Consider the following 24,364-nt stretch of genomic DNA (forward strand, 5'->3'; position numbering starts at 1 on the left):
GCGCGGATGGAGGCGCTGAACCAGGACAAGAGGGGGCACCAGGGAACCCGGGAGCCATGGCGTGCTCTGCCGGTACGGTGACGGGAGGGGCGCGGGTCACGACGTCGTGCGACGATGGCGTCTCGTCGGGAGGGATGGGGGGCATCGGAACAAAGGGCGATGGCGGTGACGGCGAAAATGGCGGTCCTCTGCCGGTCACCAACCCGATGGGCCACGGCTTGGGTGGAATCGGGCAAGCCGTCATGTCTTGCACAGAGGGGCGGGGCGGCCTTGCGGGTGATGACGGCGCGAACGGCAATGGTGCTTCAGGGCCAGGAAGACTCAGCGACGCGGGCCTGGAAGGCACCGCGGGCGAAGACGGCCAAGCTGGGCAGCGCGGCTATGGCGGAGGCGGTGGGGGTGGCTCCCGCGGCGGGGCCATGTTCTGCGGCGCGGGCCCGGCGCAGGGCGGCGCTTCTGGCGGTTCCGGCGGAGCTGGTGGCTGCGGCGGCAAGCCCGGGAAAGGCGGCGGTCCAGGCGGATCCAGCATCGGAATTCTGTCTTATCACTCCAGCGTTCGCGTGAGTAAGACCAGCATCACCACGGGCCGGGGTGGGAACGGCGGGCGAGGCGGAAACGGCCAGTATGGCGGCGTGGGCGGGTACGGCGGCATTGGCGGGGACAACAGAGCAGGGTCGCAGCCAGGCTGCCGCGGCGGCGATGGCGGGAAAGGCGGCAACGGCGGCCGGGGCGGTGGAGGCCACGGAGGACACTCGCTCGCTGTGGCACATACGGCCGACCTGGGCCCCAACGTCGAACCCGATTCTCCAATCAAGTTCGGCATCCCTGGGGACGGCGGAGGCGCTGGCGATCTGAACGCGAACCCGGGCAAGCCCGGTTCCGCAGCTGTCTCGATGGGTTTTCAACACTAGACGAGCAGGCGAAGGCGGCGCCCGAGGTGGTCGTGCTGTCGGCCATGGCGCACGGGCAGGAGGAGGCCGGGGAGGCGATCGGCATGGCGTTCCTGGCGGCGGCAGCCGGGCTCGATCAGGAGCGGCGCGCCTTGTACGGGGATCTGGTGCTATCCTCGCTGAACGCAGCGGCGAGGCGGACGTTGGAGGCGATGATGAAGGCCGGATACGAGTTTCAGAGTGAATTCGCGCGCAGCTACGCGGCGAAGGGAAGGGCGGAGGGCAAGGCGCAGGCCGTGCTCGTCGTGCTCGAGGCCCGCGGGCTGGAGATCCCCGCCGAGGTGCGGGAGCGCGTCCTCGCGAGCACCGACCTCACCGAGCTGGACCTCTGGATCCGCCGGGCCGCGGTCATCAACGACGCCCGGGAGCTCCTCGCCACGAACGGCTCCTGAACGACCGCCTCGACCCCTGCGGACCCAGGGGCACCCCGCTGCCGTCTCGTCCACCCGAGACGCGCAGGTCACAAAGAAAGAAGACACGGCTCTCGCCGTGTCTTCGTAACAGCTCCGCCCGAACCTGGGCCCGTCCAGCTCAGCCCCCCAGCTTCAGCCCCGGTCCTCTTCCCGCCTCACCTTGACCGCGCACGCCTTGTACGAAGGCTGCCGCGAGTACTGATCGAACGCCGGAAACGTCAGCTTGTTCGTGATCTCGTAGTGCATCGGGATGAAGATCTCCCCCGGCTTCACCGAGTTCGTGACGAACGCCCGCGCCTTGATGTCCGCGCGCCGCGACGCGATGACGACCCACTCATTCATCTCGATCCCGATCTTCCTCGCGTCGACCGGGCTGATCTCCACGTAGATCTCCTTCGGATACAGCCGCTGCAGCACCGCGCTCTTCTTGGTCCGCGTCTGCGTGTGCCACTGGCTCGAGCTCCCGCGCCCCGTGAGCAGCGTGAACGGGTACTGCTCGTCCGTCGGCTCCGGGAGCTGCCGGGGCGCCTGGAACGCGAACTTCGCCTTCTGGTCCGGCCGGTAATACTGCCCGTCCTCGAACAGCCGCCGCTCGTTCGACGCGAACGTCGCCCCCTCGGGGAACGGCCACTGGATGCCGCCCCGCTCGTCGATCATCGCGTAGCCCTCGATGCCCGTGATGTCGCACGGCTGCCCCTTCGAGAGCCGCTTCATGATCTGGAAGACAGCCTCCGGGCTCTTCCACTCCTTGAACAGATCGCCGCACCCCCAGTACTGCGCGACGAGCTGGAAGATGTGAAAGTCAGCCAGCGCCTGCCCCGGCGCCCGCGCCACCTTCTTGACCAGGCCGATGCGCCGCTCCGAGTTGATGAACGTGCCCTCCTTCTCGGCCCACGAGGCCGCCGGCAGCACGAGGTGCGCGCGCTCCGTCGTCTCCGTGGTGGCGTACATGTCCTGCACCACGAGGAACTCCAGGCGGCCGAGCAGCTCGTGCAGGTCCTCCTGGTTGATCCACGAGTGCGCCGGGTTCGTCGCGATGATCCAGAGGCCCTTGATCTTCCCCTTCAAGATGCCTTCGATGATCTGATCGTACGCCAGGCTGTTCCGCGTCGGGATGACCTCCTCCGGGACGCCGAGGATCCCGGCGATCTTCTTCCGGTGCTCCTCCTTCGTGAAGTCGTGGCCGGCGAACAGGCCCGTCGTGTTGCTGAACATCCGCGAGCCCATCGCGTTGCACTGGCCCGTGATGGAGTTCGCCCCCGTGCCGGGACGGCCGATGTTCCCCGTCATCAGCGCGAGGTTGATGATCGCCTGCGCGACCCGCACGCCCTCGTGGCTCTGGTTGACCCCCATCGTCCACCAGAACGACACCCGCTTTCCGTTGTGGATCGTCTCCGCGAACGCCGTGAGCTGCTCCTCGCTGAGCCCCGTCGCCGCGGCGACCCGCGCCGGCGTGAAGTCCTCGACGTGCGCCTTGAACGCCTCGAAATCGACCGTGTGCTCGCGGATGTAGTCCTCGTCGATCCAACCCCGCTGGATGAGGATGCGCGCGATGCCGTAGAACAGCGTCAGATCCGACTTCGGCTTGAGCGCGTAGTGCGCCGTCGCCGCCATCGCCGTCTCGGTCTTGCGCGGATCCACGACGACGATCGCGGGGCGATTCTTGTTCTTGCACAGCCGCTCCCACATGATCGGGTGCGCGATGCACAGGTTCGAGCCGACGAGCACCACGACGTCGGACTCCTCGAAATCACGGTACGTGTACGGCGGCGCGTCGAAGCCGAACGACTCCTTGTAGGCGACCACCGACGTCGCCATGCACTGCCGGGTGTTGCCGTCCCCGTGCAGCATGCCCATCCCGAACTTCGCGAGCGCACCCAGGAACGCCATCTCCTCGGTGACGATCTGCCCGGTGCTGATGAAGGCGACCGACTCCTTGCCGTGCGCCTCCTGGATCGCCTTGAACCTGTCGACGAACGTGCGGAGCGCGACGTCCCACTCGACGCGCTCGAGCTTCCCGCGGGCGTTCCGCAGCAGCGGCGCGGTGGCGCGGTCGCTCGCCTTGAGCGGCGTGAGCGCCTCCCAGCCCTTCGGGCACGCCATCCCCAGGTTCACGGGATAGTCGGTGTTCGGCGAGAGGTTGATCGCCTCGCCGTCCTTGAGGTGCACGTTCAGCCCGCACCCGGTCGAGCAGAAGCCGCACACCACCGTGGTCGTCTGATCGGGCTTCAGCCGCGCGGGCACCCGCCCGAGGCCGAACTCGCCGGGCGCGAGCAGCAGCTCGCGCGTCAGCGGGCCGTTGCGCTGCAAGAGCAGGTTGTCGGCCGGCTTGCGCTCCGGGGACGACGTCTTCTTTGCTTCGCTCGTGGACATCAGGAGAGCCCTCCGGGCATCTTCGAGGCCGGGGCGGCTGCGAAGAAGAGATACCGCTCGAGGAACTCCCCCGAGAGGCAGAACAGGAACGCCACGACCGCCATCGCCATCAGCGCTTCCGAGCTCACGCCGCTGTTCGGCGCCGCGAACAGGCTGAGCGCCGGCAGGGCGATGCCGCCGAGCGCCCCGCACGCGAAGCGCCAGCCCGTCGCGCCCTTCAGCTCACCCGCCATCAAGATCGCGCTCCGCTTCAGCGTCGAGTGGCTCCGCTTGCGGAGGTGCCGGAACATCGAGAGCTCCACGATCAGCTTGAGCGCCATCGACACGCACAGGAACGCGCTCAGCGCGCGGAAGCCGCCGGTGAGGAGCAGCGCCGCGTGCTCGCGGCTCGAGAGCAGCGCGACCATCAGCACCGTCGAGCTCCCGAGCACGGCCGCCGTGCTCGCGAACTTGAAGCCCGTCAGCGCTCCGCGCCAGTGCTCCCGCTGCGTCGCGGCGTACACCATCACCGAGCAGAAGACGCCCAGCATCCCGCTCAGCGCGACCGCATAGGACAGCGGCGCCTGCAGCTCCGCGAGCGGGATCGGCAGCGCCGAGAGCGCCGGGATCGACGGCACCCAGAACGAGGCGGCGTAGAGCGTGCCGGCGCCCGCGAAGAGCGAGAAGCCGAGGATCTCCCGGCTGAGCCACGACGTCTTGAGCCCCAGCAAGGCCCGGAACGCGAACTGCGGGCGCCCCAGGTGAAGGAGGCTCGCCCCGAGCGCGGCGAGCCCGAAGACGAGCGCGAAGACGGCGCTGTGGCCGCCGAAACCCCGGGTCGCCTGCTCGCCGAGGAGCTCGTTCAGGGCCAGGCTCACGCAGAACGCGCCCACCGAGAGCTGCGTCAGCACGAGCATGGCGACGAGCGGAGGGTGAGAGTGCTCCCGGCTCACCTGGTAGAAGTCCGCAGGCAGCATGTTGCGCGGGAGCGACTTGTTCGTCTTGTAGGTGGTCGTCGGGATCGTGTACTCCGGCGCCGCCGCACCCGGCAAAAAGACGTTCGTCTGGCTCTCCTGCACCGCCTGCGCCTGCTCGACCACCGTGATGCGGATGGCGCCGTTCGGGCACGACTGCACGCACGCCGGGGCCTCGTCGTTGGCCAGCCGATCGCTGCACATGTCGCACTTGCGCACGATCCCCCGCTCCGCGTTGAACTTCGGAGCGTCGTAGGGGCACATCAGGATGCAGTACTGGCAGCCGATGCACTGGTCATCGAGGTGCTTGACGATGCCGGTGATCGGGTCCTTCTCGTAGGCCTTCACCGGGCACCCCGACATGCAGGCGGGGTCGAGGCAATGGTGGCACGCCGTGGTCACGCTCTGCTGCGCGGGCGCCTGCGGCGTGCCGCCGTGGAGCAGGCCGACCGAGCGCCACACCTCGTCCTCGTCGAGGCCGTTCAGGCTGTGGCACGCGGTGACGCACGCCTTGCACGCCGTGCAGGCGTCGAGGTCGACCTCGAAGGCGTACTGCTGCCCCGGCTTCGGCTTCTCGAAGGGGATCAGGTCGCGGTAGTACTTGGACTGGGCCGGGAGCGCGTGCTCCTCGTGCATCCTGGAGAACTTCTCGACCGCCGTGAGCTTCTGCTGGTCGGCCAGGAGCGATTGCAACAGGCTCTTGTTGCTGTCCTGGATCTTCGGAGACGAGTTGACGATGGGCAAGTGAAAATGGGTGTCCGATACCTTAGCAACGCTCATTGACCGTCCCTGTCTACCCGGCGCGGAAACCCAGCCCGGAGAGCTCCAAAAGACGCGCCGGCAGCGGCGGCGCGCCCGCGGCGAGAAGGAAGATGACGCGGCCCCGCCGGCTCATGCGATCAGCTCGCGGCCGTGAACGGGAGCGCCGTGGCCTGGACCTCGACGCGCCCGCCCCGGACCCGGACGGGGTACACCGGGATGCGCACGCTCGGGTCGTCCAGGCACTGCCCCGTGCGCAGATCGAAGTTCTGCTTGTAGATGGGCGACGCGATCTTCGGGACGCCCCCCTTGTCCCCGACGATCCCGCGCGAGATGACGAACGCCTTGCTGAACGGGTCGAAGTTGCTGACGGCGTAGATCTCCTCGCCCTCGCCGACCCGGACCACCGCGATCTGGCGCGCGCCCACGAGCGCGCACACCCCGGTGTTCGGGATGATGTCGTCGACCCCGCAGACCTCGATCCATCCCTGTGTCATGACTTCGCTCCGACGCGCGTTCGAAGATTGCTGCAGCTCGCTCATGTCGATTCCTCCAGGAAAAGGCCCGTCGCCCGCGGTCAGAGCATCTCCTCGACGAGGTTCGACTTCTCTTTCCAGGCCGCCGGGCGGTGCTGCGCCCGCTCGGCGACGAAGACGATGCTCCGGTCGGGCTCCCCCGCGTTCACGAACGGGCGGAACTGCTTCAGCTTCTCGGGATCGGAGACCGCGGCCTTCCACTCGCACTCGTACGTCGCGATGAGGTGGGCCATCTCCTTCTCCAGCTCCTCGCAGATCCCGAGCGAGTCCTCGATGACGACCTGGCGGAGGTACTCCATGCCGCCCTCGAGGTTGTTGAACCAGGTGGCCGTGCGCTGGAGCCGGTCCGCCGTGCGGATGTAGAACATCAGGAACCGGTCGAGGTACTTGATGAGCGTCGCCTCATCGAGGTCCGCGGCGAAGAGCTGCGCGTGCTGCGGCTTCATCCCGCCGTTGCCGCAGAGATAGAGGTTGTAGCCCTTCTCCGTGGCGATGATGCCGAAGTCCTTGCTCTGCGCCTCGGCGCACTCGCGCGCGCAGCCGGAGACCGCGGACTTCAGCTTGTGCGGGCTGCGCAGGCCCTTGTAGCGGTTCTCGACCGCGACCGCGAAGCCCACCGAGTCCTGCACGCCGTAGCGGCACCAGGTGCTGCCCACGCACGACTTCACGGTGCGGAGCGCCTTGCCGTAGGCGTGCCCCGACTCGAAGCCGGCGGCGATGAGCTCGCGCCAGATGTCGGGGAGCTGCTCGAGCCGCGCGCCGAACAGGTCGACCCGCTGGCCGCCCGTGATCTTCGAGTAGAGGTTGTACTTCTTCGCGACCTGCCCGATGGCGATGAGCTGATCCGGCGTGATCTCGCCGGCCGCCACGCGCGGCACCACCGAGTAAGTGCCGTCCCGCTGCACGTTGGCCATGAACCGATCGTTCGTGTCCTGCAGCGGGAGGTGCTTCTTGTTCAGGATGTGCTCGTTCCACGTCGAGGCGAGGATCGACGCCACCGCCGGCTTGCAGATCTCGCAGCCCTTGCCCTTGCCGTGGCGCTCGATCAGGTCGTCGAAGGTCTTGATCGCGTGGACCCGGACGAGGTGATAGAGCTCCTGCCGCGAGTAGTTGAAGTGCTCGCAGAGGTAGTTCGTCACCGCGACGCCGGCCTTCTTGAGCTCCTTCTTCAGGATGTCGGTGATCAGCGTGGTGCACGACCCGCAGCCGGTGCCCGCCTTCGTGTGCCCCTTGATGCCGGCGAGCGTGGTGAGCTTGTCGTCGCAGATCGCCGAGCAGATCGCCCCCTTCGTGACGTTGAGGCACGAGCAGATCTGCGCGGTGTCGGGGAGCGACTCGACGCCGAAGCCCGCCGGCTTCGCGCCGTCGCGCTGCGCGACGATGAGGTCCTCCGGGTTCGGCGGGAGGACGATCTTGTTCTGCACGAGCTGGAGGAGCTGCCCGTAGTTCGCCGCGTCGCCGACCAGGATGCCGCCGAGCAGGTGCTTGCCGTCCGCGCTGACGACGAGCTTCTTGTAGACGTTCGTCGCCCCGCTCATGAAGCTGACCACGCGCGCGCCCGGCTGCGCCCCGAACGCGTCGCCGAAGCTCGCGACGTCGACGCCCATCAGCTTGAGCTTCGTGCTCATGTCGAAGCCGCCGAAGGTCTCCTTGCCGCCGGTGAGGGCGTCGGCCGCGACCCTGGCCATGTGGTAGCCGGGCGCCACGAGCCCGTAGAGCTGGTTGTTGTAGCTGGCGCACTCGCCGATCGCGTAGATGTCCGGATCGGACGTCTGACAGCGGTCGTTGATCACGACGCCGCCGCGGCTCCCGATCGCGAGGTCGCTCGCGCGCGCGAGCTCGTCCCGCGGGCGGATGCCGGCGGAGAAGACGATCATGTCGGTCGCGAGGTCGGTCTGGTCGGCGAAGAGCATCCGGGCCACGCGGCCGTGCTCGGCGACGATCTCCGTGGTCGACGTGTTCGTGTGCACGTGGACGCCGAGCGACTCGATCTTCTGGCGGAGGATCGCGCCGCCGGCCTCGTCCACCTGGAGAGCCATGAGGCGCGGGGCGAACTCCACGACGTGGACCTCGAGGCCCATGTTCTTGAGCGCGTTCGCCGCCTCGAGGCCGAGCAGGCCGCCGCCGATGACGGTGCCGACCTTCGCGGACTTCGCGTGGGCCGCCATGGCCTCGAGGTCCTCGATGGTGCGGTAAACGAAGCAGCCCTTCGTGTCCTTGCCCTTGATCGGCGGGACGAACGGATACGAGCCGGTGGCGAGGATGAGCTTGTCGTAATAGACAGTCTTCCCCTTCGCCGAGGTCACCGCCTTCTTCCGCCGATCGATGGAGACGGCCTTGTCGCCGAGATGCACCTGGATGCCCGCCTCCTCGTAGAGTCCGGGCTTCACCATCGACAGGTCATCGGCCGTTTTGCCGTTGAAGAAGGCGGACAGGTTCACGCGGTCATAGGCAAGCCGCGGCTCCTCGCAGAAGGTGATGATGTTCCAGTCGCGCAGAAAACCACCGAGAACCATGTTCTCGATGAACTTGTGCCCGACCATGCCGTTGCCGATGACGAGGAGGTCCTTCTTCTTGCTCATGCAACCCACCTTTGGGACCCGGTGAGTCCTTCTCACCGTCACTGCCGCACTGCCGTCCGAGCGAGGCGCCGGCCGCAGTCTCGGACAGGAAAGTGTGTACTGTGGGCTCTGTTTCCCAACTGTTTCGCAAGAATAAATTGTGCGGCCACTCCCGCTCTCGAGCCGGGACATTGCCCCTGTTTCACGCGTGTTTCGCGTTCATCCGCGAGCGAACGCGGCCCTCATTCAAGGACAAACGCGACAGCGCCAATGAAGGGAAACAGGCGTTTTCCTCGATTCCAGGGACGTCTGTTTCACTGGTGTTTCATGGTCCGCGCTCAATGCCTTGCACATGTGAAAAAACCGGCGGCGCGGGCGGGCGGACGGTGGACTCGGCGGTGGAAATGAGCGCTCCCATCAAATTCCGGACGGATCTCCGGCGGGCCTCCGGTGTGGGGCCGGCGCGGTCGGAAGCACGCCGCGGCCCGGCGCCGGTCAGCCGCGGGCAGTCGCCCGGTCCACGAGCGCGAGGAGCTGATCGGCCGCGACCGGCTTGGTCAGGTGGGCGTCGAAGCCGGCCTCGCGCGAGCGGCGGCGGTCCTGGTCCTGACCGTAGCCCGACACGGCGGCGATGTAGGAGCCACGGTGCTGAGGGTCGGCGCGCAGGCGACGGACGACCTCGTAGCCGTCCATCCCGGGCAGGCCGATGTCGAGCAGGACCAGATCCAGCGCCCCCGCGCGTGCCGCCTCGAGGGCCGCCGGGCCGTCGTGCGCCATCGAGACCGTGTGGCCGTGGAGCTGGAGGATGCGCCGGAGGCCCTCGGCGGCGTCGACGTTGTCGTCGACGAGGAGGACGCGGAGGGCGCCGGCCGCGGAGCGCGGGATCTGGGGCGTCGGCGGCGCGGAGCTCTCCACGGACGCGCCCGCGAGCGGGAGCCAGACGCTGATGGCGGTGCCCTCGCCGGGGCCGGCGCTCACGGCCTCGACGCGCCCGCCGTGCAGCTCGGTCAGCCGCTTGACCAGCGTGAGCCCGATGCCGAGGCCCCCCTGCGAGCGGTCGAGCGTGCGCCTCGCCTGCATGAACGGCTCGAAGACGCGCGGGAGCAGCTCGGCGGGGATGCCGACGCCTGTGTCGGTCACCCGGAGCCACGCGTCGCCGCCGCTCGCCTTGCAGGAGACCGAGACGCGGCCGCCCGGGTTCGTGTACTTGATCGCGTTGGTGAGCAGGTTGACGACGATCTGCTCGATGCGCACCCGGTCGCCGTCCACGAGGACCGCCGGCTCCACCGACACGACGAGCTCGTGCCGGCGCTGGAGGAGCAGCGGCCGGACGGACTCGATCGCCGCCTCGACCACGGCGCCGACGTCGAGCCGCGCCCGCTTCAGCTCGATCTTGCCGCGCGTGATCCGGGAGACGTCGAGCAGGTCATCGACGAGCCGCACGATCGTCTTCACCTGCCGCTCGATGGTCGACAGGATCTGGCCGTCGTCGCGCTCGGCGCGCTCGGTCGAGTTCATGCGCAGGAGCTCGAGGCCCGTGGTGATCGGCGCGAGCGGGTTGCGGAGCTCGTGCGAGAGCATCGCGATGAACTCGTCCTTGCGCCGGTCCGCCTCGTGGGCCTCGCGGTAGAGGCGGGCGTTCTCGAGCGCCACGCGCCGCTCGCGCTCGACGATGGCGGCGCGCTCCTCGTGGAGCCGGGCGCGCTCCAGCGCCTGCGCGCACTGGCCCGACATCGCGACGAGGAACTCCTGCTCTTCCTGGTCGAAGGGGTGCGGGTCGGCGAAGCTCAGCCCGAGCACGCCGATCGGCCGGTCCTGGACCACGAGCGGGAGACAGCAGAGCGACGCGGTCGTGGGCGTCAGCACGCTGGCCCCGAAATCCGGGTAGCGCGCGGCCATCTCCTTGCGCGAGCGCAGCCAGACGGGGGCGCCGGTCCGGAGGGCGTCGGGGATCGGCAGCTCGCCGGACAGGGGCATGCGCCGGAAGCGCTCGAGGACGTCGCTCCGGTAGCCGACCGCCTTGAGGCACTCGAGCTCGTCGCCGACCGTCACGACGATGGCCCCGGCGTACGCGCCCGCGGCGGCGATGCCCTGGTCGATCACGACCTCGGCCACCGCCTCGCTGGTGAGCGCGTCGGCCAGCGCCGCGGTGATGCTCTGGAGGCCGGCCATGCGGTGCGCGGCGCGCTCGGCGGCCCGGCGCGCCTCCTGCTCGGCCAGGAAGCGCCGCCGCGCCTCGGCCTCGGCGTCGCGGGCCATGTCGTAGAGGCGCATGCGCTGCACGGCGAGCCCGATGCGCCGCGCGAGCTCCTCGGCGAAGGCGAGGTCGGCGGCGTCGTAGACGCGGCCCCAGCCGGCGGACGAGAGCGTGAGCGCCGCGAACACGCGCTCCTCGCCGCGGACGGGCACGACCAGCGCGGAGCCCTGGCCGAGCGCGCGGACGAGGGCGAGGAGCTCGCCGTCGGGGGCGCCGGCGGCGGACAGGCTGTCCGCGAGGTCGGGCAGGAGCCGGCCGGGGCCGCCGTGGAGCACCTCGTGCAGCGGCGTCGTGGGCTCCGGCGGGATCCGGCCGCGCTGGGCCAGCCTGGCGGCGAGCTCGGCCTTCGCCGGATCGGCGTGCGCGATGACCCGCACGCGGGCGGAGCCGTCCGGCTCGAGCGTGTGGACGGCGCACCAGTCCGCGACCGAGGTGACCGCGAATTCGGCCATGCTCCTGTAGATCGCGTCCTGGTCGAGCACCGGATCGAGCAGGGCCGTGGCGTCGGAGAGGAACCGCCGCGTCTCCTCGCCGCGCTTCATGTCGCCGATGTCCGAGATGAGCGCGAAGAAGCCCCGCACCTCGCCGCTCGCGCCGAGGTGCGGGATGTACTGGACGCGGACGTGGCGCTTGCCGCCCTTCCGGTAGATGAGCCGCGACTCGAAGTCTTGCGCCTGTCCGGCGAGCACCGCGGCGACGTGGGGCTTCACGCCGGCGTAGGCCGCGTCGCCGATCACCTCGCGCACCTGCCGGCCGACGAGCGCGCTGCGATCTTCCCCGAACCAGCGCTCGTAGGCCCGGTTGATGATGCCGTAGCGCTCGTCGTTATCGATATACGAGATGAGCACCGGCAGGGCGTCGATGAGCAGCTGAAGCTGCTCGGCTTCCAGCGTCGCGCTCGGGTGGGCGTCGGTGTTCATGCCGGCGGCGTGAGCCACGGTGGGGGCGTCCGGCCTAAGCATCTGGCCTCCTGCATATCCGCAATCCGCGCTGATGGCCACATGTCGGTCCTCTGTCGTGCGGGTCGAGCATGCTATGGTCGCCGCCGATGCGGATCCTCATTGTCGGCGCGGGCGCGGTGGGCGGTTATTTCGGGGCGCGGCTCACCCTGGCGGGGGAGGATGTCACGTTCGTCGCGCGCGGCGCGCACGCCGAGGCGATGCGGTCGCGCGGGCTCGTCCTCCGCACGCCGGCCGGCGAGGTGCGCACGCCGCCGCTCCGCGTCGTCGATCTCGACGGGGCGCGCGGGCCGTTCGGTCTCGTGATCGTCGCCGTGAAATGGCCTTCGCTTACCGACGTGAGCGCGCGGCTGCCCGGGCTGCTCGCCGACGACGGCCTGGTGCTGCCCCTGCTGAATGGCCTCGACTCGGAGGACGCGGTCGCTCGGGAGGTCGGCGACGCGCGCGTGATCGCCTCGATCGCGTACATGTCGGCGGGGCTCAGCGGCCCCGGCGCGATCGAGACGCTCGCGCCGACGCGCGCCGGCCTGGCGACCTATCGTCCTGGACAGGAGCCGCGGGTCGAGGCGGTCGCGGCGCTGCTCGAGCGCGCGGGCATACCGGTCCGCCGGTCGTCGAGCCACCGCGCCATGCTCTGGGAGAAGATGGTCTGGAACGCCCCGTTCAATGCGATCTGCGCGCTGACCGATCAGCGCGCCGGCGTGGTCGTGGAGCGGATGGAGGACCTCGCCCGGCAGGCGATGCTCGAGGTGATCGCGGTCGCGCGCGCCGAAGGAGCGGAGATCCCGGTCGAGACCGCGGACGCGATGATCGCGCTCACGCGCGCGGAGTTCCCGCTCACCGAGCCGTCGATGCTCCAGGACGTGCGCGCCGGCCGCGCGACGGAGGTCGATATCCTTCAAGGCGCCGTGGTCGAGCGCGGGCGCCGGGCCGGGGTCGACACCCCGGTGCTGGGCACGCTCGCGGCGCTCGTCCGCGGCCTTTCGCCGCGCGCGAAGGCGTCGTCCGTCGCCGGATAGACGGCGCGTCCACGGCGGGCGCCAGGACCGGTGCTCGAATCGCATCTCACCTCAGAACACCGTCCTGGCGGCGATGCCCTTGCCCATGGGGATGATCTGCACGCTCCCCACCTCGGTCACCGTGCGCTTCGCCGGGAAGATGAAGCCGCTCAGGATCTGCAGCGCGCCGATGGCCTGGCCGAGCCCGTCGGCGACGAGCAGCACCTTGTTCGTCGTCTCGGCGTTGCACTCCTGTCCGCCGCACTTGCCGCGTGTCCCGAGGTCGATCCAGGGCCCCGCGATCGGCACCCAGAGCGCGCGGTCCGCCGGCTTGTCGCTGAACGTCGCCACCACGGTCGAGATACCGTAGGTGGTGCCGAGCACGGCGACGCCGCTCCAGATGAGCCCGCGGTTCGGCACGGAGTCGGTGATCGTGACCGTGTCGCGCGTCCGCTCCTGGGCCTGCGCCGTCCCGGTGAACGCCAGCGTCGAGACCGCCATGACGGCGGCCGAGGTGAAGAGAGCGAGCTTGTTCATGCGGTCCTCCAGCCCGGCGCCTGAGCAAGCGGGGTGCCGGCGCGACGCTCCCGGATTCGATGCCTGCGGCGGCGCGACCAGCGCGCTGCGCCGGGCGATCGTGTGGCGAACTGCCCCGCCTGGGACGGCGCGCCTCGTGCTTTGACGTGATCGGAGCCGCGCGCGAGCGCGTCCTGGGCGTGGATCTACGGACCGGCAGCACGGGCGCCGTCGCCGCTGCCCGGGCGCCCGAGGAGCGAAGGGGCCGGATTCCTGTTCCGTCGCTCTCGCGGCGTCGGCGATCTCTTCCGTCGCGGGTGAGGTGTGAATCGAGGGCCAGGGAGTCACGGCCTGGGGAGCCGTGGAGAGGTGGCCCGGCGTGTCGGGCCCTGGCAGGAGGGGGTCGAGGAGGGAGGGGGTTGAGGAGGGAGCGAGGGGCCTCGTGTCAACCCGTGGAGCTCGAGGTGAGAAGAGGCCCTGTCGTGGGACGCAGCGGTCAGGCGCCGCCCGTGCCGCCCGCGCCGCCCGCGCCGGCGCCGCCTGCGCCGCCCGCACCGCCGGTGCCGCCCGCGGCGGAGCTGGTCGTGGCGGAGCTGGTCGTGGCGGAGCTGGTCGTGGTGGTGCTGGTCGTGGTGCCAGCGCCGCCCTCACCGCCCGTGCCGCCGCCGCCCGTGTCGCCGCCGCCCGCGCCGCCCGCGCCGCCCGCGCCGCCCGCGCCGCCCGCGCCGCCCTCGCCGCCGTTGCTCAGCGGGAACTCCGGATCGAGGCAGAAGAAGCCATCGGGCGTCTCGGTGCACGCGTCCGGATCTTCGCAATCGGAGTCGTCCTCGCACTCCGTCGACTCGAAGATGCAGAAGCCGTTCTCCGGGAGACCGAAGGACACGCAGCGGGCGCTCGGCAGCAAGCAATCGTCGTGCGCCGTGCACGCCCTGGTGCAGGCGCCGAAATCACCGGCGCCGACCTCCTCCGCGAACTGGTACAGGCAGATGCCGTTCTCGAGCCCGCCGCAGTCGGAGTCGAGCAGATCGCCGCCGAATCCGCAGAACTGGGTGCACGCGGTGACCTCGCCGGGGAAGCCCACACACCAGCCGGCGCACGGGTCCTCCTCGGCGTCGCCGTCGCACGCGGCGCCCATCGGCAGACCGGGGTTGGGCGTGTCGACGCAGAGGTTCGACTTGGGATCGCAGGCGCGGCCGGGGCACTGGCTGTCGGAGCCGCAGTTCGGCGTGCAGACCGTCAAGCCGGCCTCCACCTCTTCACAGCGCAGCTCGTCGCGGCCCTGGCACTTGAACGGGTCGAGCTCCGCGTCGAGGCTCGTGATCCTGGGCTCGCCCATGAAGCAGCCCAGGTAACACATGCCATTGAGGCAGGCGCTGCCCTCGCCCTCGCAGTCGCCGTCATCCGAGCACGCGGTCGTGCAGTACCCGCCCGAGGGGCCACCCTCCTCGGCCGACTCCGGGACGCAGAACCCATCCGGGCCGCACTCGGCGTCCTCCGTGCACGGGGTGCCCAGGTACTCCGCCTCCCCGCCGCTGCTGCCCGTGCTGACCGCCCTGCTCGAGCTCGAGCTCGAGCTCGAGGTCGAGCTCGACGAGCCGCCCGCCCCTCCAGAGCCGGCAGGCGGTTCATCGTCGCCGCAACCAATGAAGCCTGCAGAGAACGCGACCGAGGTGAGCAAGATCGCCGAAATGCGTTGCACTTTCATCACTGTCTCCCGAGCCAGGAGGCCCTGCCCACGTAGGGCGCGCCTTCATGTGATTTCCGGACAGTAACGGAATCGCTGCTGCTCCGCCATACCGGACGAGCAGCGGAGCGCTCGGTGTCGAGCCTCCGTGAAAGCGGACGGCACTCCGTTTCAGACCGTCAACAAGACGGTAATCGTACGAGTTTCGATATTATTCAGGCATTACCCTAGGCGGCGGTCAGGCGATCATGGTGGTCTGGCAGATACCTCACTGCCCGCCGCTCCGCGCCGGTGAGCGGCCATCGATACCGGAGGTCGATCGCGGGCGCCCATCCGGCGTGCGCCGGCGGCTCGTCGCGCGCGAGCAGGACCCAGACCTCGCGGCGGTCGGCGGGGGCTCGCTCCGTGAGCGCGGCGCCGAGGGGCAGCCACGCGTCGGGCGCCAGGGTCGCGCGGGAGATCGCCACGTCGAACGACCTCCCTGCGCGCACGAGGTCCTCGCCGCGCGCGCGCTCGACCCTGGGGGCCCTCGGGAGCACGCCTTGCTGGACGAGGGTGCCCAGCGCCGTGCGGAGGAAGGCCACGCGCTTCTGCAGCGGCTCGACGAGCGTCACGTCGAGGTCCGGCCTCAGCAGCGCGAGCGGCAGTCCCGGCGCGCCGGCCCCCGTGCCGACGTCGACCACGCGCCGCCCCTCGGGCACGTGCTCCGAGAGGAGCCGCGCGTCGGCGAGCATGAGATCGGCGAGCTCGTCGGGGTTCCGGGCCGCTGTCAGATCGACCTTGGCGTTCCAGACGGCCACGAGCTCGAGCCAGCGCGCGAGGGCCTCGCCGGCGCGGGCGGGGAGGCTCGGCTCGCGGCCGGCGAGCACCGTGGCGATCTTCTCGGTCATCTGTGCTGCGTCGCCCAGGCTCATGCCCGGCAGTGGAGCACAGGACCCGGCGCGCATGTACCCGGCGGCGGGCGGGTGGTCGGATTCGAACCGGCGGGCGGGGAGCGGGGAGGCGGGATCACCGCGCGCGGCGCGGGCGGGCGCGGCCGCCCGGCGCCTGCGCGGGCGCGGCGGCCGGGCCGCCGAGCGGCAGCGCGCGCTGGGCGCCGACGTCGTAGATCAGGCGGCCCGCGCCGTCGGGCCGGGCGGCTGGGTTCAACGCGTGCGGGGCCCGGGCGCCGGGGCCGATCAGGTGGACGACCGCGAGCCCGCGCGCGACGAGGGCGTCGGCGATGAGGCGGCGGTGGCAGCGCCACCAGAGCGTCTCGGCGCACATGACGGCCATGCGGCGGCCGGCCCGGGCCTCCGCCACGAGCTCGGAGAGCGCGCGCTGGAAGGCGTCGGTATCCATGTGATCGGCGTAGGCCCGGAAGCTCGGGTTGTCCCAGGCGAGGTGCGGTGAGTCGTCGCGGCCGGTCCGCCGGCCGCCCAGGGTGTCGCCGCGGAAGACGTAGGTCACCCCGAGCGGCGGCAGCGCCTCGGCGAGCGCGGCGCGCGCGAGGTGCGGTGACCGGGTCGAGCCGGGGAACCGCCGGACGTCGACCAGCGTGTCGGCCGGGCCCTCGCCGAGCAGCTCGACGAGCTCCTCCACGCTGCGGGTGCCGTGGCCGACGGTGAAGACGGTGTCCACGGGAGAGAGCTTTGCGCTCGGACGGGCGGGGGGCAACGGCCCCCGTGGAGGCAGCTCGGAGGTCGCGGCGGCTAACCCATCGAGCGCAGCAGGTGATCGAGCGCGCGGCGCTCCTCGGCGTCGGTGACCGACTGGAGGGCTCGGTTCACCTCGCCGACGGCGGCGGCCGCGAGCAACGCGACCGCGGCGGGATCGGGCGCGCGGCGGGCGCGGAGCCACGCGAGCGCCTCGTGCTCGGTGTTGATGACGATGTGACCGCGGCCCGCGTCGTAGCGGACCGGCCTGCCGGTGCGGCTCTCGACGACGGCGCGGACCGGGGAGCCCTCCAGGCCCATCTCGACGAGGACCTCGCGGAGCGCCACCGCGAGCGGGCTGCCGGCCGACACGTCCTGCCGCTCGGGCGCGGCGCCGCCGATGAGGCCGCGGACGCTGCGCCACAGCGCGCCCACCCAGGCCCGCGCGCGGCTCGATTCGGGCGGCGCGTCCGCAGGCGCCGCCGCGGGGGCGCCGGCCGCGGGGGCGCCGTCGGCCGCCGCGGCCGGCGCGTCCCCGGCCGCCCCGACCTCCCCGGAGACGGGCTCGTCCCCGGTCGCGATCGCCTCCGCCGGGGCCGGCGGCGCTGCGGGGGCGCCGAGCTCGCGCAGCGCGCCGCGGGCGGCGCGGTGGCGCAGCACCTCGACGAGCGGCGAGCCGTCGTCGAGCAGCACGAACGCCGGCGTCCCCTCGGGGAAATCGCCGTCCGCGCTGCCGCGGCGGTCGGTGATCCACACGCAGCCCGTCGCGGAGAGCTCGGCGCGGATCTCCGCCGGGCCGACGCTCTCCCCGGCGGCGGTCCGCGCGGCGAGCTTGCCGCCGGAGAGGCGGCCGAGCAGGTGCAGGTTCCACAGGTACGGCGCGGCGGCGGCCTCGTCCGAGAGCTCGGCCGCCATCGAGGCGGCTGCTTCCATGGCGATCTCCGCGACGGCGTCCCAGCGCGCGTCGTGCGGCGGCCAGACGAGGAGCAGGCCCTCGACCGGCGCGAGCTCGCCGAAGAGCCCGCCGGCGGCGCTCCCGGTGCGCAGCGCGCGCGGCGTGAAGGCGTCGCGCGCGGCGCCCTCGCCGAGGATCTCCGCGGAGGGCGCGGCGACGAGCACCCGCGGCGCGCGGGGCCACCGCGCGGGCAGCCAGAGCGCGCCGGTCACGAGCAGCGGGCGATGCCAGGTGGTGGCGACGTCGATCCACCGGGTCGCGAGCGCGTCCTCGGGCGGGGCGAGCCGCGCGCGCAGCCACCGCGCGGCGGCGTCGCGCACCGCCTGACGGAGCCGCGCGGCGTCGGCGCCCGCCTTGAGGCCGTCGAAGGCGCGGTTCGGCTCGAGCGCGTCGTCGTTGATCGCCGCGCAGAGCGGCCACCCCTCGCCGGCGTCGAGCGCGCAGAGCGGGCGGCGCCCGACGTGCACCGCGATCCCCGCCGCGGCGGCGTGCTCCGGGGCGAGCAGGCCGATCTCGCCGTACGCGGCCGGCGCGCCCTCCTTCGCGCCGGCCTCCGGCGCGAAGGGGAACACCGCGAGGCACGCCGCGCGCGCGTCGGCGCCGAGGCCGACGGCGTCGAGCGGCGGCGCGGCGAGGCGCTCCTCGGTCGCCCGGTCGCGCGCGACGGCGTCGGTGATGTCCTTCACGAGCACGGCCGTCGCGAGCTGCAGCCGCTCGGGCCTGCTCAGCGCGAGCACCGGGCGGCCGTAGCGCTGCTTCGGGTAGGGCGGGGGCGTGGCGGTGCACAGCCACTCGGCCAGCGGGTCGCGCCGGAGGTCGTCGAGCGAGAAGAGGTTCCCGTCGAGGTCGTGGAACAGCGGCGCGCTCGCCGCGTCCGCGACGACGCGCTTGCCCTGGGCCAGCGTCCTCAGGACGGCGCGGCGCGTGTGGCTCCGGGCGAACGGCGGCAGCTCGTCGAAGCGCGGCGCAAGCGAGAGCAGGCGGCGCCCCGCGGCCTTGGCGAGGCGCGCCAGCAGCGCGCGCACCTCGTCGCTCGGCGGGTCCGCGGCGGCGGCGCGCGCGAGGACGCGCAGCGGGATCGGGAGCTCCACCTCCAGGCGCCGCTCGGCGCCGTCGGGGCCGACGAGGCGGACATCCGACGCCGGCCCCTCGACGATCTCGAGCTCGCCCTCGAGCCCCTGGACGCCCAGCGCCGCGATGCTCACCCGGAGCAGCGGGTGCGGCGGCACGCCCGGCAGCGCGAGCGGGGCGCGCGAGTCGCGTGCGCCGCGTGAGTCGCGCGCGTCGCTCACGACGTGCCCGCGCTCTTGCTGCGACCTCTCGGCTGCGGCTCGGCCCTCGTGCGCGGCTGCGGCGCGGCGCTCCTGCTCTGCGGCGGCGCGCCGCCGCCGCCCCGGCACCCCGCCGCTCGCGGGGAGGACGCGGCCGCCGGCCCACCGCGACAGGGCGTCGCGCTCCCACGCCTCGCGGAGGAGGATGGGGTGCCAGGAGAACGTCGCGAAGCCGGGCGCCGCCTCGAGCACAGGGATCGGCGCGGGCGCCGGGTGATTCCTTTCGAGGGTCTCGAGCGAGCAAGCCGCCTCCTGGCCGCGCTCGTCGAGCATGACGAGCAGCGGCAGGCGCCGGATGCGCGCCGCCAGCTCGTCGAGGGCCGCGTCGAGCGGCGCGCTCCTCCGGGCGCGCAGCGCGAGGGCCCGCGCGCAGTCGAGGAGGTAGGTGATCACGCGGGCGCGCGCTCGCCGATCGCGCTCGCGGAGCGGGTCGCCCTCGAGCCCGAGCCGGGCGCGCGCCGCGGCGTCGCCCTCCAGCGCGGCCACGAGCGCCTCGCAGAGCGCGCGCTCGACCTCGTGGACGGCGGCCTCGTTGCGCGGCGACAGCAGGCCGCTCCAGGCCCTGCCCGGCACGGCGGTGTCGTGGTCGATCGCGACGGCGACACGGCCGAGCAGCGGCGCGGCCTCCAGGGTGGCGAGCGGCTGCGACGCGTGGTGCCACGCCTCCAGGGCCGCGTCGCTCGGCGTGGCGAGCGCGAGGAAGCCGTCGCCGGCCACCTCGAGGACGGGCGCGCCGGCGGCGCGGGGCGCGGCGAGCTTCTCGAGGGACGCCGCGAGCGCGCGGCGCCGCGCCGGTTCACGCGCCGCGAGCTCTTCCTCGGTGAAGAGCCCCGGGGTGTAGGAGACCAGCGGGCAGTCCGGGAGCGCGGCGGCGAGCCAGTCGAGCTCGCGCTGCGTGGCGGCGAGCACCGGCCGCCGGTCGGCCGCGCGCCCCCGCGCGTCGGGCGGTGCGACGCAGAGGCCGCCCGCCGCCCGGGCGAATGCGGCGAGCCCCTTCAGGCTCATGAACCGGTCCGTCGTGAGCATGGGCCAGATCCGCGCCTCCAGCAGGCCCTGGAAGGCCGACGGCGCGAGGTCTTCGCCGCGGCGCGGCGCCGCGCCGCCGCCCTGCTCGGCCTGGGGCGCGCCGAGGCGCTGCGGGGCGCAGAACAGCGCGCCGATCGCGGCGCGCAGCGCGGGCCTCAGGCGGGCGAGCTCGCCGTCGGGCGGCGCCGGGGGCAGCGGGGCGCCCGGCGGCGCGGTCCTCGGCCCGAAGAGCCGCCGCGCCTCGGCGTCGGCCGCGGCGAGGGCGACGTGGAGGGCGTGGCGCACCGCGCGCCAGAAGCGCTCGTCGCGCTCCACGCCGTCGTACGAGAAGCGCGGCCGCACGCGCCCGTCCCACGCGAGCGCGATCTCGACGGGCAGGGGGACGGCGGCCGGGTCGAGGTCCACGGTCTCGAGGTGCCGCCGCTCCACGAACACCCGGACCTCGGCCCTGCGCCGCGCCTTGAGGTCGTCCGCGAAGACGGCGAGCTCGCCGCGCAGCCCGGCGAGCGGCCCCTCGTCCACGCGGAAGGCGGCGCGGAGCGCGTGCTCGGGGGCGGGCGGAACGACGGGCTCGCCGGGCGCGTGCCGGAGGAACGCCCTGCGGCGCTCGGCGCCGAGCTTCGCCTGCTCGACCATCGCCCCGGCGTCGGCGAGCGGGAGCCCCGCGAGCGCGCGCTCGACGAGGCCCCCGCGGCACCGGACCACGTCGTCGGCCCAGGGCGAGAGCTCCTCCGGGAGCGCCTTGTCGCCGCGCCAGAGGAACAGGGGCGACGCGTCGCGCGCGTCGAGCGCCGCGAGCGAGAGCGGCCGCCCGCGCCCGCGCCCGTTGCGGAGCAGCGGGAGCTCGCGCACGGCGCGCACCTCGGCGGGCACCGCGCCGCCTGCGCGGACCGCGCCGGTCGCGACGCACGCGAAGGCCCCGAGCGCGTCCTCGAGCAGCCCGCGGTCGTCGCCGAGGACGAGCGTGCCCTCGGGGACCTCGCCCTGGCCGCAGACGATCGCGGAGAGCGCCCGGAGGGCGTCGAGCAGCGCGGCGGCCGCCGCCTCGCGGAGGCGCGCGCCGAGCGGGGCGTCCTCGCGCAGCGCCGAGCGCGACGCGTTGGTGGGCAGCTCGTCCGCGTCGACGACGACGCGGACCGGGAGCTCGACGCCCTGGTAGGGCGCCGAGGGGAACCGCGGGGCGAAGCTCCACCGCTCGCGGACGAGCAGCACGCCGTGCTCGAGGTAGTCGACGGCGGGCAGGCCGGAGAGGGGGGTGGAGGCGGGGTCGGAGAGCGGCGTGGGGAGCGGCGTGGAGACGGGTGAGGAGCGCGGCGCAGAGCGGGGAGCCGACTGGGGCGCGGAGCCCCGCGCGGAGAGCGGCGCAGCGCCGGGCGCGGCGGCGGGAGCCGGGAGGGGCGCCGGGAGGCCTGCGCCCTGCGCGGCCTCGGGGGGCGCGAGGACCTCCAGCGCCGCGCGCCGCGCGCCGCGCACGTGGAACGGCACGCGCACGAGCACCGCGGGGGGGCTGCCCGGGAGCTCGCGGCGGAGCGGCTCGCCCGCGAGCGTGATCGGGATCGGGAAGTCGTCGGTGGCCGCGGCGAGGTGGGCGATCTCCGGCGGCGTGTCGCCCGTGATCGCCCGCCGCAGCACCGACCAGCCGAGCCGCCGCCGCACCTCGATGCGCATGCCGGCGGCGGGCATCCCCGGCGGCCTCGGCACCTCGTCGCAGGCCGGGGCGGCGGCCGGCGCGAACGCCTCGTCGGGCGCCTCGAGCAGGGCGGGCGTGAAGCGCACGCGCGTGCAGGTGCCCTCGGAGGCCTCGCCCGACGGGCCGCGGCCCGTCGTGATCAGGTCGACGCGCGCCGGGCGCAGCCCGAGCGCCGCGTTCACGCCGAGCGCGAGCAGGCGGAGCCGCCGCGACGCGGCGTCGGGCGCGGCGTTGAGCACGTGGTCGAGGAGGCGCGCCAGGACGGGCGCGTCGAGCGGCTCCCCGTCGAAGGTCAGCGCGACGTCGTCCGCGTCGTGGCGGAGGTCGATCTGCGTCGCGCCGCCGGCGGCGGCGGCGCGGACGAGCTCGAGCAGGTAGAGGTCCAGGTCGACGAGCAGGTGCTCCCGGAGCTTCTGGACGGCGCGGCGGGCATCGACGCGGATCGCGCCGCGGGCGACGACGCGGCTCACCGCCGGAGCCCCCTCGGCGCGCCGCCCTGACCCGCCGGGAGCGGCGGCGGGGTCGCGGCGAGGTCGAGGAGCCGGTCGCTGTCGGCCGGATCGAGCGGCCCCTTGGCCTCGACCAGCAGCGCGCGGGCGAGCAGGTTGCCGGCGGTCACGGGGTCGACGGCGGCGCGCCTGCGCGCGAGCGCCACGGTGTCGCTGGCGACGTTGAGGTAGAGGGCGTTGCCGGGCCGGAAGCGCGCCGCGCGCCGCACCACGTCGCGCGCGGCGTGGCAGCTCCGGTGGGGCGCGCTGCGCTCGCCGCGGCCGGGCAGGAGGATCGCGCCGCGCTGGCGGAGGGCGCCCTCGATCTGGCAGAGGCTCACCCGGGCGACCCGGTGCCGGGCGCGGGCGAGCGCCTCGGCGACGACGCGGAGCAGCGCCGCGTCGCCCTCGCGGGCGCTCTCCGGCTCCTCGCGCACGAGCAGGTACGCGGCGCGCGCCTCCTCGATGCGCGCGGCCGGGAAGCACCGCTGGAGCAGCGTGCCGGTGGCGGGGTGGTTGCACAGCACGACGGGCAGGCCGCTCTGCGCCATCGCCTCGGTCAGCGCGTCGGACCGCGCGGCGACGAGCAGCGGCGCGCGCCCCGGCGCGAGCGCCCGCAGGCCGGCGCGCGTCCGGTCGCCCTCGACGGGGCTCGCGAGCGGGAACGGGATCTCGTCCGGATCGAGCGCGGTCGGCGGCGTCAGCGCCGCCTCGAGCATCGCCACGTACGCGGCGGCGCCCGCGCCGGCGGCCGCTGCCGCGGCGGCCTGCGGCAGGCGCGCGGCGAGCTCGCGCCGGAGCGGCCCCTTGACGAGCTCGCGCACGCGGGCGATCGCCTCCCAGAAGGCGTCGTCGCGGCGCACGTTGTCGCGGCTCAGGGTGTGCTGGAGGCGCGGGCTCATCACCTTGAACCGCACGCCCGAGAGGCCGCTGAACAGCTCGTCTGCGGTCTCGAACAGGGTGAGCCCGCGGTTGTAGAAGCCGGCGAAGCTCTGCCCGTGCTCGGCGGCGGCGCCGCTTTCGGCGGCGGGCGGATCGAGGTGCTGTGCGCCGGCGGAGGGCCCGACGACGAAGGTGGTGTCGTCCTCTGAGGCGGTGACGGAGACGGGCGCCGCGATGGAGAGCGGGGTGTCGATGCGCACGACGCTCGTCCGCGGGTCGCCCTCGTGGTCGGCGATGCTGAGGGCGATCTCGCACTGAGCGTGCCGGCACCAGCGTCGGAGCGCGGCCTGCGCGCGCTGCGCGTGGCGGCGTTCGCGGACCCGGCCGAGCCGCTGGAGCAGGGTGACCCGCGTGCCGCTGCCCTCGCGGGGGCCGGCGTCCTCGAGCTCGTAGCTCGTGTCGCTGCGCAGGCGGAGGAGCCATGCCTGTCCGTCGCGCCACGTCTCCACGTCGACGTGCTCCGGCTGGACGGCGAACACGGAGACGAAGCCGACGCCGTACTTACCGATCTTGCTCGCGTCGCCTTCCTTCGACGAGTTGAAGAGGGTGAGCAGCGGTCCCTCGATGTCCTCGCGGCTCATGCCGCTCCCGTCGTCGGTGACGGAGGTGGCGCACGCGCCGGGCAGCATCTCGATGCGCACCGTGATCTTCCGCGCGCCCGCGTCCATGCCGTTCTGAACGAGCTCGCGGAGGAAGGCGTACGGGTCGGCGAACTGCTGCACCATGTCGGCCACCGGCCCTGGGGGCGGGGCCGGGGCCGGGGCACGGTCCTCTCGGAAGGAGCGGTAGGGGGCCATGGCGCTCTGCGAGGCTATCACACGGCGGTGCGGAGATCTGAAGGGGTACGCGGGCGCCGGAGGGGTCGGATCCGTGCGGGAGAGGTGGAGTTCTGGACAGGGGGCGAGGAGGTAGGCTCGCGGATCTCGCTGGCTTCCGGGCCATCGGTTGATGTTCGCGCTCCTCAAGGTAGGTCCAGCGCCTGAGCTTCGCGCTGCGCGAGATGACGAGGAGTTCGACGAGGCGATCACAGATCTCTCACAACCGGGCTCGTCCTGCTCGATACCGAGATCGTCCTCCATCTCGAAATGAGACCGGCAGACCGAACGACGCGGCGAGGACCTCGATTCGCTTCACGGCGAGTTCATCCGGCGCGTTGCCTCTGGTTCCGTAAAGCAAAGCAGTTCAGCGCGTGAGGAGGTCGAGAACCTCCCGGGTCCGCTGCCTCGTCGTCACGAACCTGTCGTGACATGAACACCTCGCCCCCGGCGCCGCACCTCTCACGACCTGCCCTCCACCGCCTGTCCACGTAAGTCGAAACACCTCCGTACGCGATTCACCT

Annotated in this window: 12 protein-coding genes and 1 pseudogene; 2 read left to right on the forward strand and 11 right to left on the reverse strand. The window is 72.8% G+C overall.

Annotated elements, in window-relative coordinates; all coding sequences use genetic code 11:
- Positions 1-913: 913 nt before the first annotated feature.
- Positions 914-1,342: pseudogene (locus tag WME96_RS44740) on the forward strand (hypothetical protein); the annotation flags it as partial.
- A 153-nt stretch (positions 1,343-1,495) separates the two neighbouring features.
- On the opposite strand, the gene WME96_RS44745 reads toward WME96_RS44740, so the two are convergent.
- The 5 genes from WME96_RS44745 to WME96_RS44765 all read right to left on the reverse strand — a co-directional run bounded on the left by WME96_RS44745 (position 1,496) and on the right by WME96_RS44765 (position 11,764).
- A complete protein-coding gene (locus tag WME96_RS44745; RefSeq protein WP_437287650.1) occupies positions 1,496-3,736 on the reverse strand; it encodes a molybdopterin oxidoreductase family protein in 2,241 nt (746 codons plus the stop codon).
- Positions 3,736-5,433: a DmsC/YnfH family molybdoenzyme membrane anchor subunit gene (locus tag WME96_RS44750; RefSeq protein WP_437287651.1), complete on the reverse strand. Its 1,698-nt coding sequence runs from the start codon at positions 5,431-5,433 to the stop codon at positions 3,736-3,738. The genes WME96_RS44745 and WME96_RS44750 overlap by 1 nt, the downstream gene beginning before the upstream one ends.
- Before the next feature lie 155 nt (positions 5,434-5,588).
- Complete coding sequence (nirD, locus tag WME96_RS44755; RefSeq protein WP_437287652.1) at positions 5,589-5,945, reverse strand: nitrite reductase small subunit NirD; 357 nt, start codon at positions 5,943-5,945, stop codon at positions 5,589-5,591.
- Between the two features lie 80 nt (positions 5,946-6,025).
- The gene (nirB, locus tag WME96_RS44760) at positions 6,026-8,566 is read right to left on the reverse strand and encodes a nitrite reductase large subunit NirB (RefSeq protein WP_437287653.1); all 2,541 of its coding nucleotides are present in this window, start codon (positions 8,564-8,566) and stop codon (positions 6,026-6,028) included.
- A 474-nt stretch (positions 8,567-9,040) separates the two neighbouring features.
- The gene (locus WME96_RS44765) at positions 9,041-11,764 is read right to left on the reverse strand and encodes an ATP-binding protein (protein ID WP_437287654.1); all 2,724 of its coding nucleotides are present in this window, start codon (positions 11,762-11,764) and stop codon (positions 9,041-9,043) included.
- Between the two features lie 86 nt (positions 11,765-11,850).
- On the opposite strand from WME96_RS44765, the gene WME96_RS44770 reads away from it, so the two are divergent.
- The gene (locus tag WME96_RS44770) at positions 11,851-12,780 is read left to right on the forward strand and encodes a ketopantoate reductase family protein (RefSeq protein WP_437287655.1); all 930 of its coding nucleotides are present in this window, start codon (positions 11,851-11,853) and stop codon (positions 12,778-12,780) included.
- A gap of 51 nt (positions 12,781-12,831) precedes the next feature.
- On the opposite strand, the gene WME96_RS44775 is transcribed toward WME96_RS44770, so the two are convergent.
- From WME96_RS44775 to WME96_RS44800, 6 genes are all read right to left on the reverse strand, one after another.
- Positions 12,832-13,296 (reverse strand): hypothetical protein, encoded by a 465-nt coding sequence (locus WME96_RS44775; RefSeq protein ID WP_437287656.1) that lies wholly within the window; start codon positions 13,294-13,296, stop codon positions 12,832-12,834.
- A 475-nt stretch (positions 13,297-13,771) separates the two neighbouring features.
- Positions 13,772-14,974, reverse strand: coding sequence for a hypothetical protein (locus WME96_RS44780; RefSeq protein WP_437287657.1), 1,203 nt, complete (start codon positions 14,972-14,974; stop codon positions 13,772-13,774).
- A gap of 212 nt (positions 14,975-15,186) precedes the next feature.
- Positions 15,187-15,873 (reverse strand): 16S rRNA (guanine(527)-N(7))-methyltransferase RsmG, encoded by a 687-nt coding sequence (locus tag WME96_RS44785; protein WP_437287658.1) that lies wholly within the window; start codon positions 15,871-15,873, stop codon positions 15,187-15,189.
- 94 nt (positions 15,874-15,967) lie between these two features.
- Positions 15,968-16,579 (reverse strand): DUF488 domain-containing protein, encoded by a 612-nt coding sequence (locus tag WME96_RS44790; protein WP_437287659.1) that lies wholly within the window; start codon positions 16,577-16,579, stop codon positions 15,968-15,970.
- A gap of 71 nt (positions 16,580-16,650) precedes the next feature.
- Positions 16,651-22,065: a hypothetical protein gene (locus WME96_RS44795; protein ID WP_437287660.1), complete on the reverse strand. Its 5,415-nt coding sequence runs from the start codon at positions 22,063-22,065 to the stop codon at positions 16,651-16,653.
- Complete coding sequence (locus WME96_RS44800; RefSeq protein WP_437287661.1) at positions 22,062-23,750, reverse strand: ATP-binding protein; 1,689 nt, start codon at positions 23,748-23,750, stop codon at positions 22,062-22,064. The genes WME96_RS44795 and WME96_RS44800 overlap by 4 nt, the downstream gene beginning before the upstream one ends.
- Positions 23,751-24,364: the final 614 nt, after the last annotated feature.

The sequence above is a fragment of the Sorangium sp. So ce406 genome (genome assembly GCF_051474675.1).
In the GTDB taxonomy this organism is placed as follows: Bacteria; Myxococcota_A; Polyangia; order Polyangiales; family Polyangiaceae; genus Sorangium; species Sorangium cellulosum_G.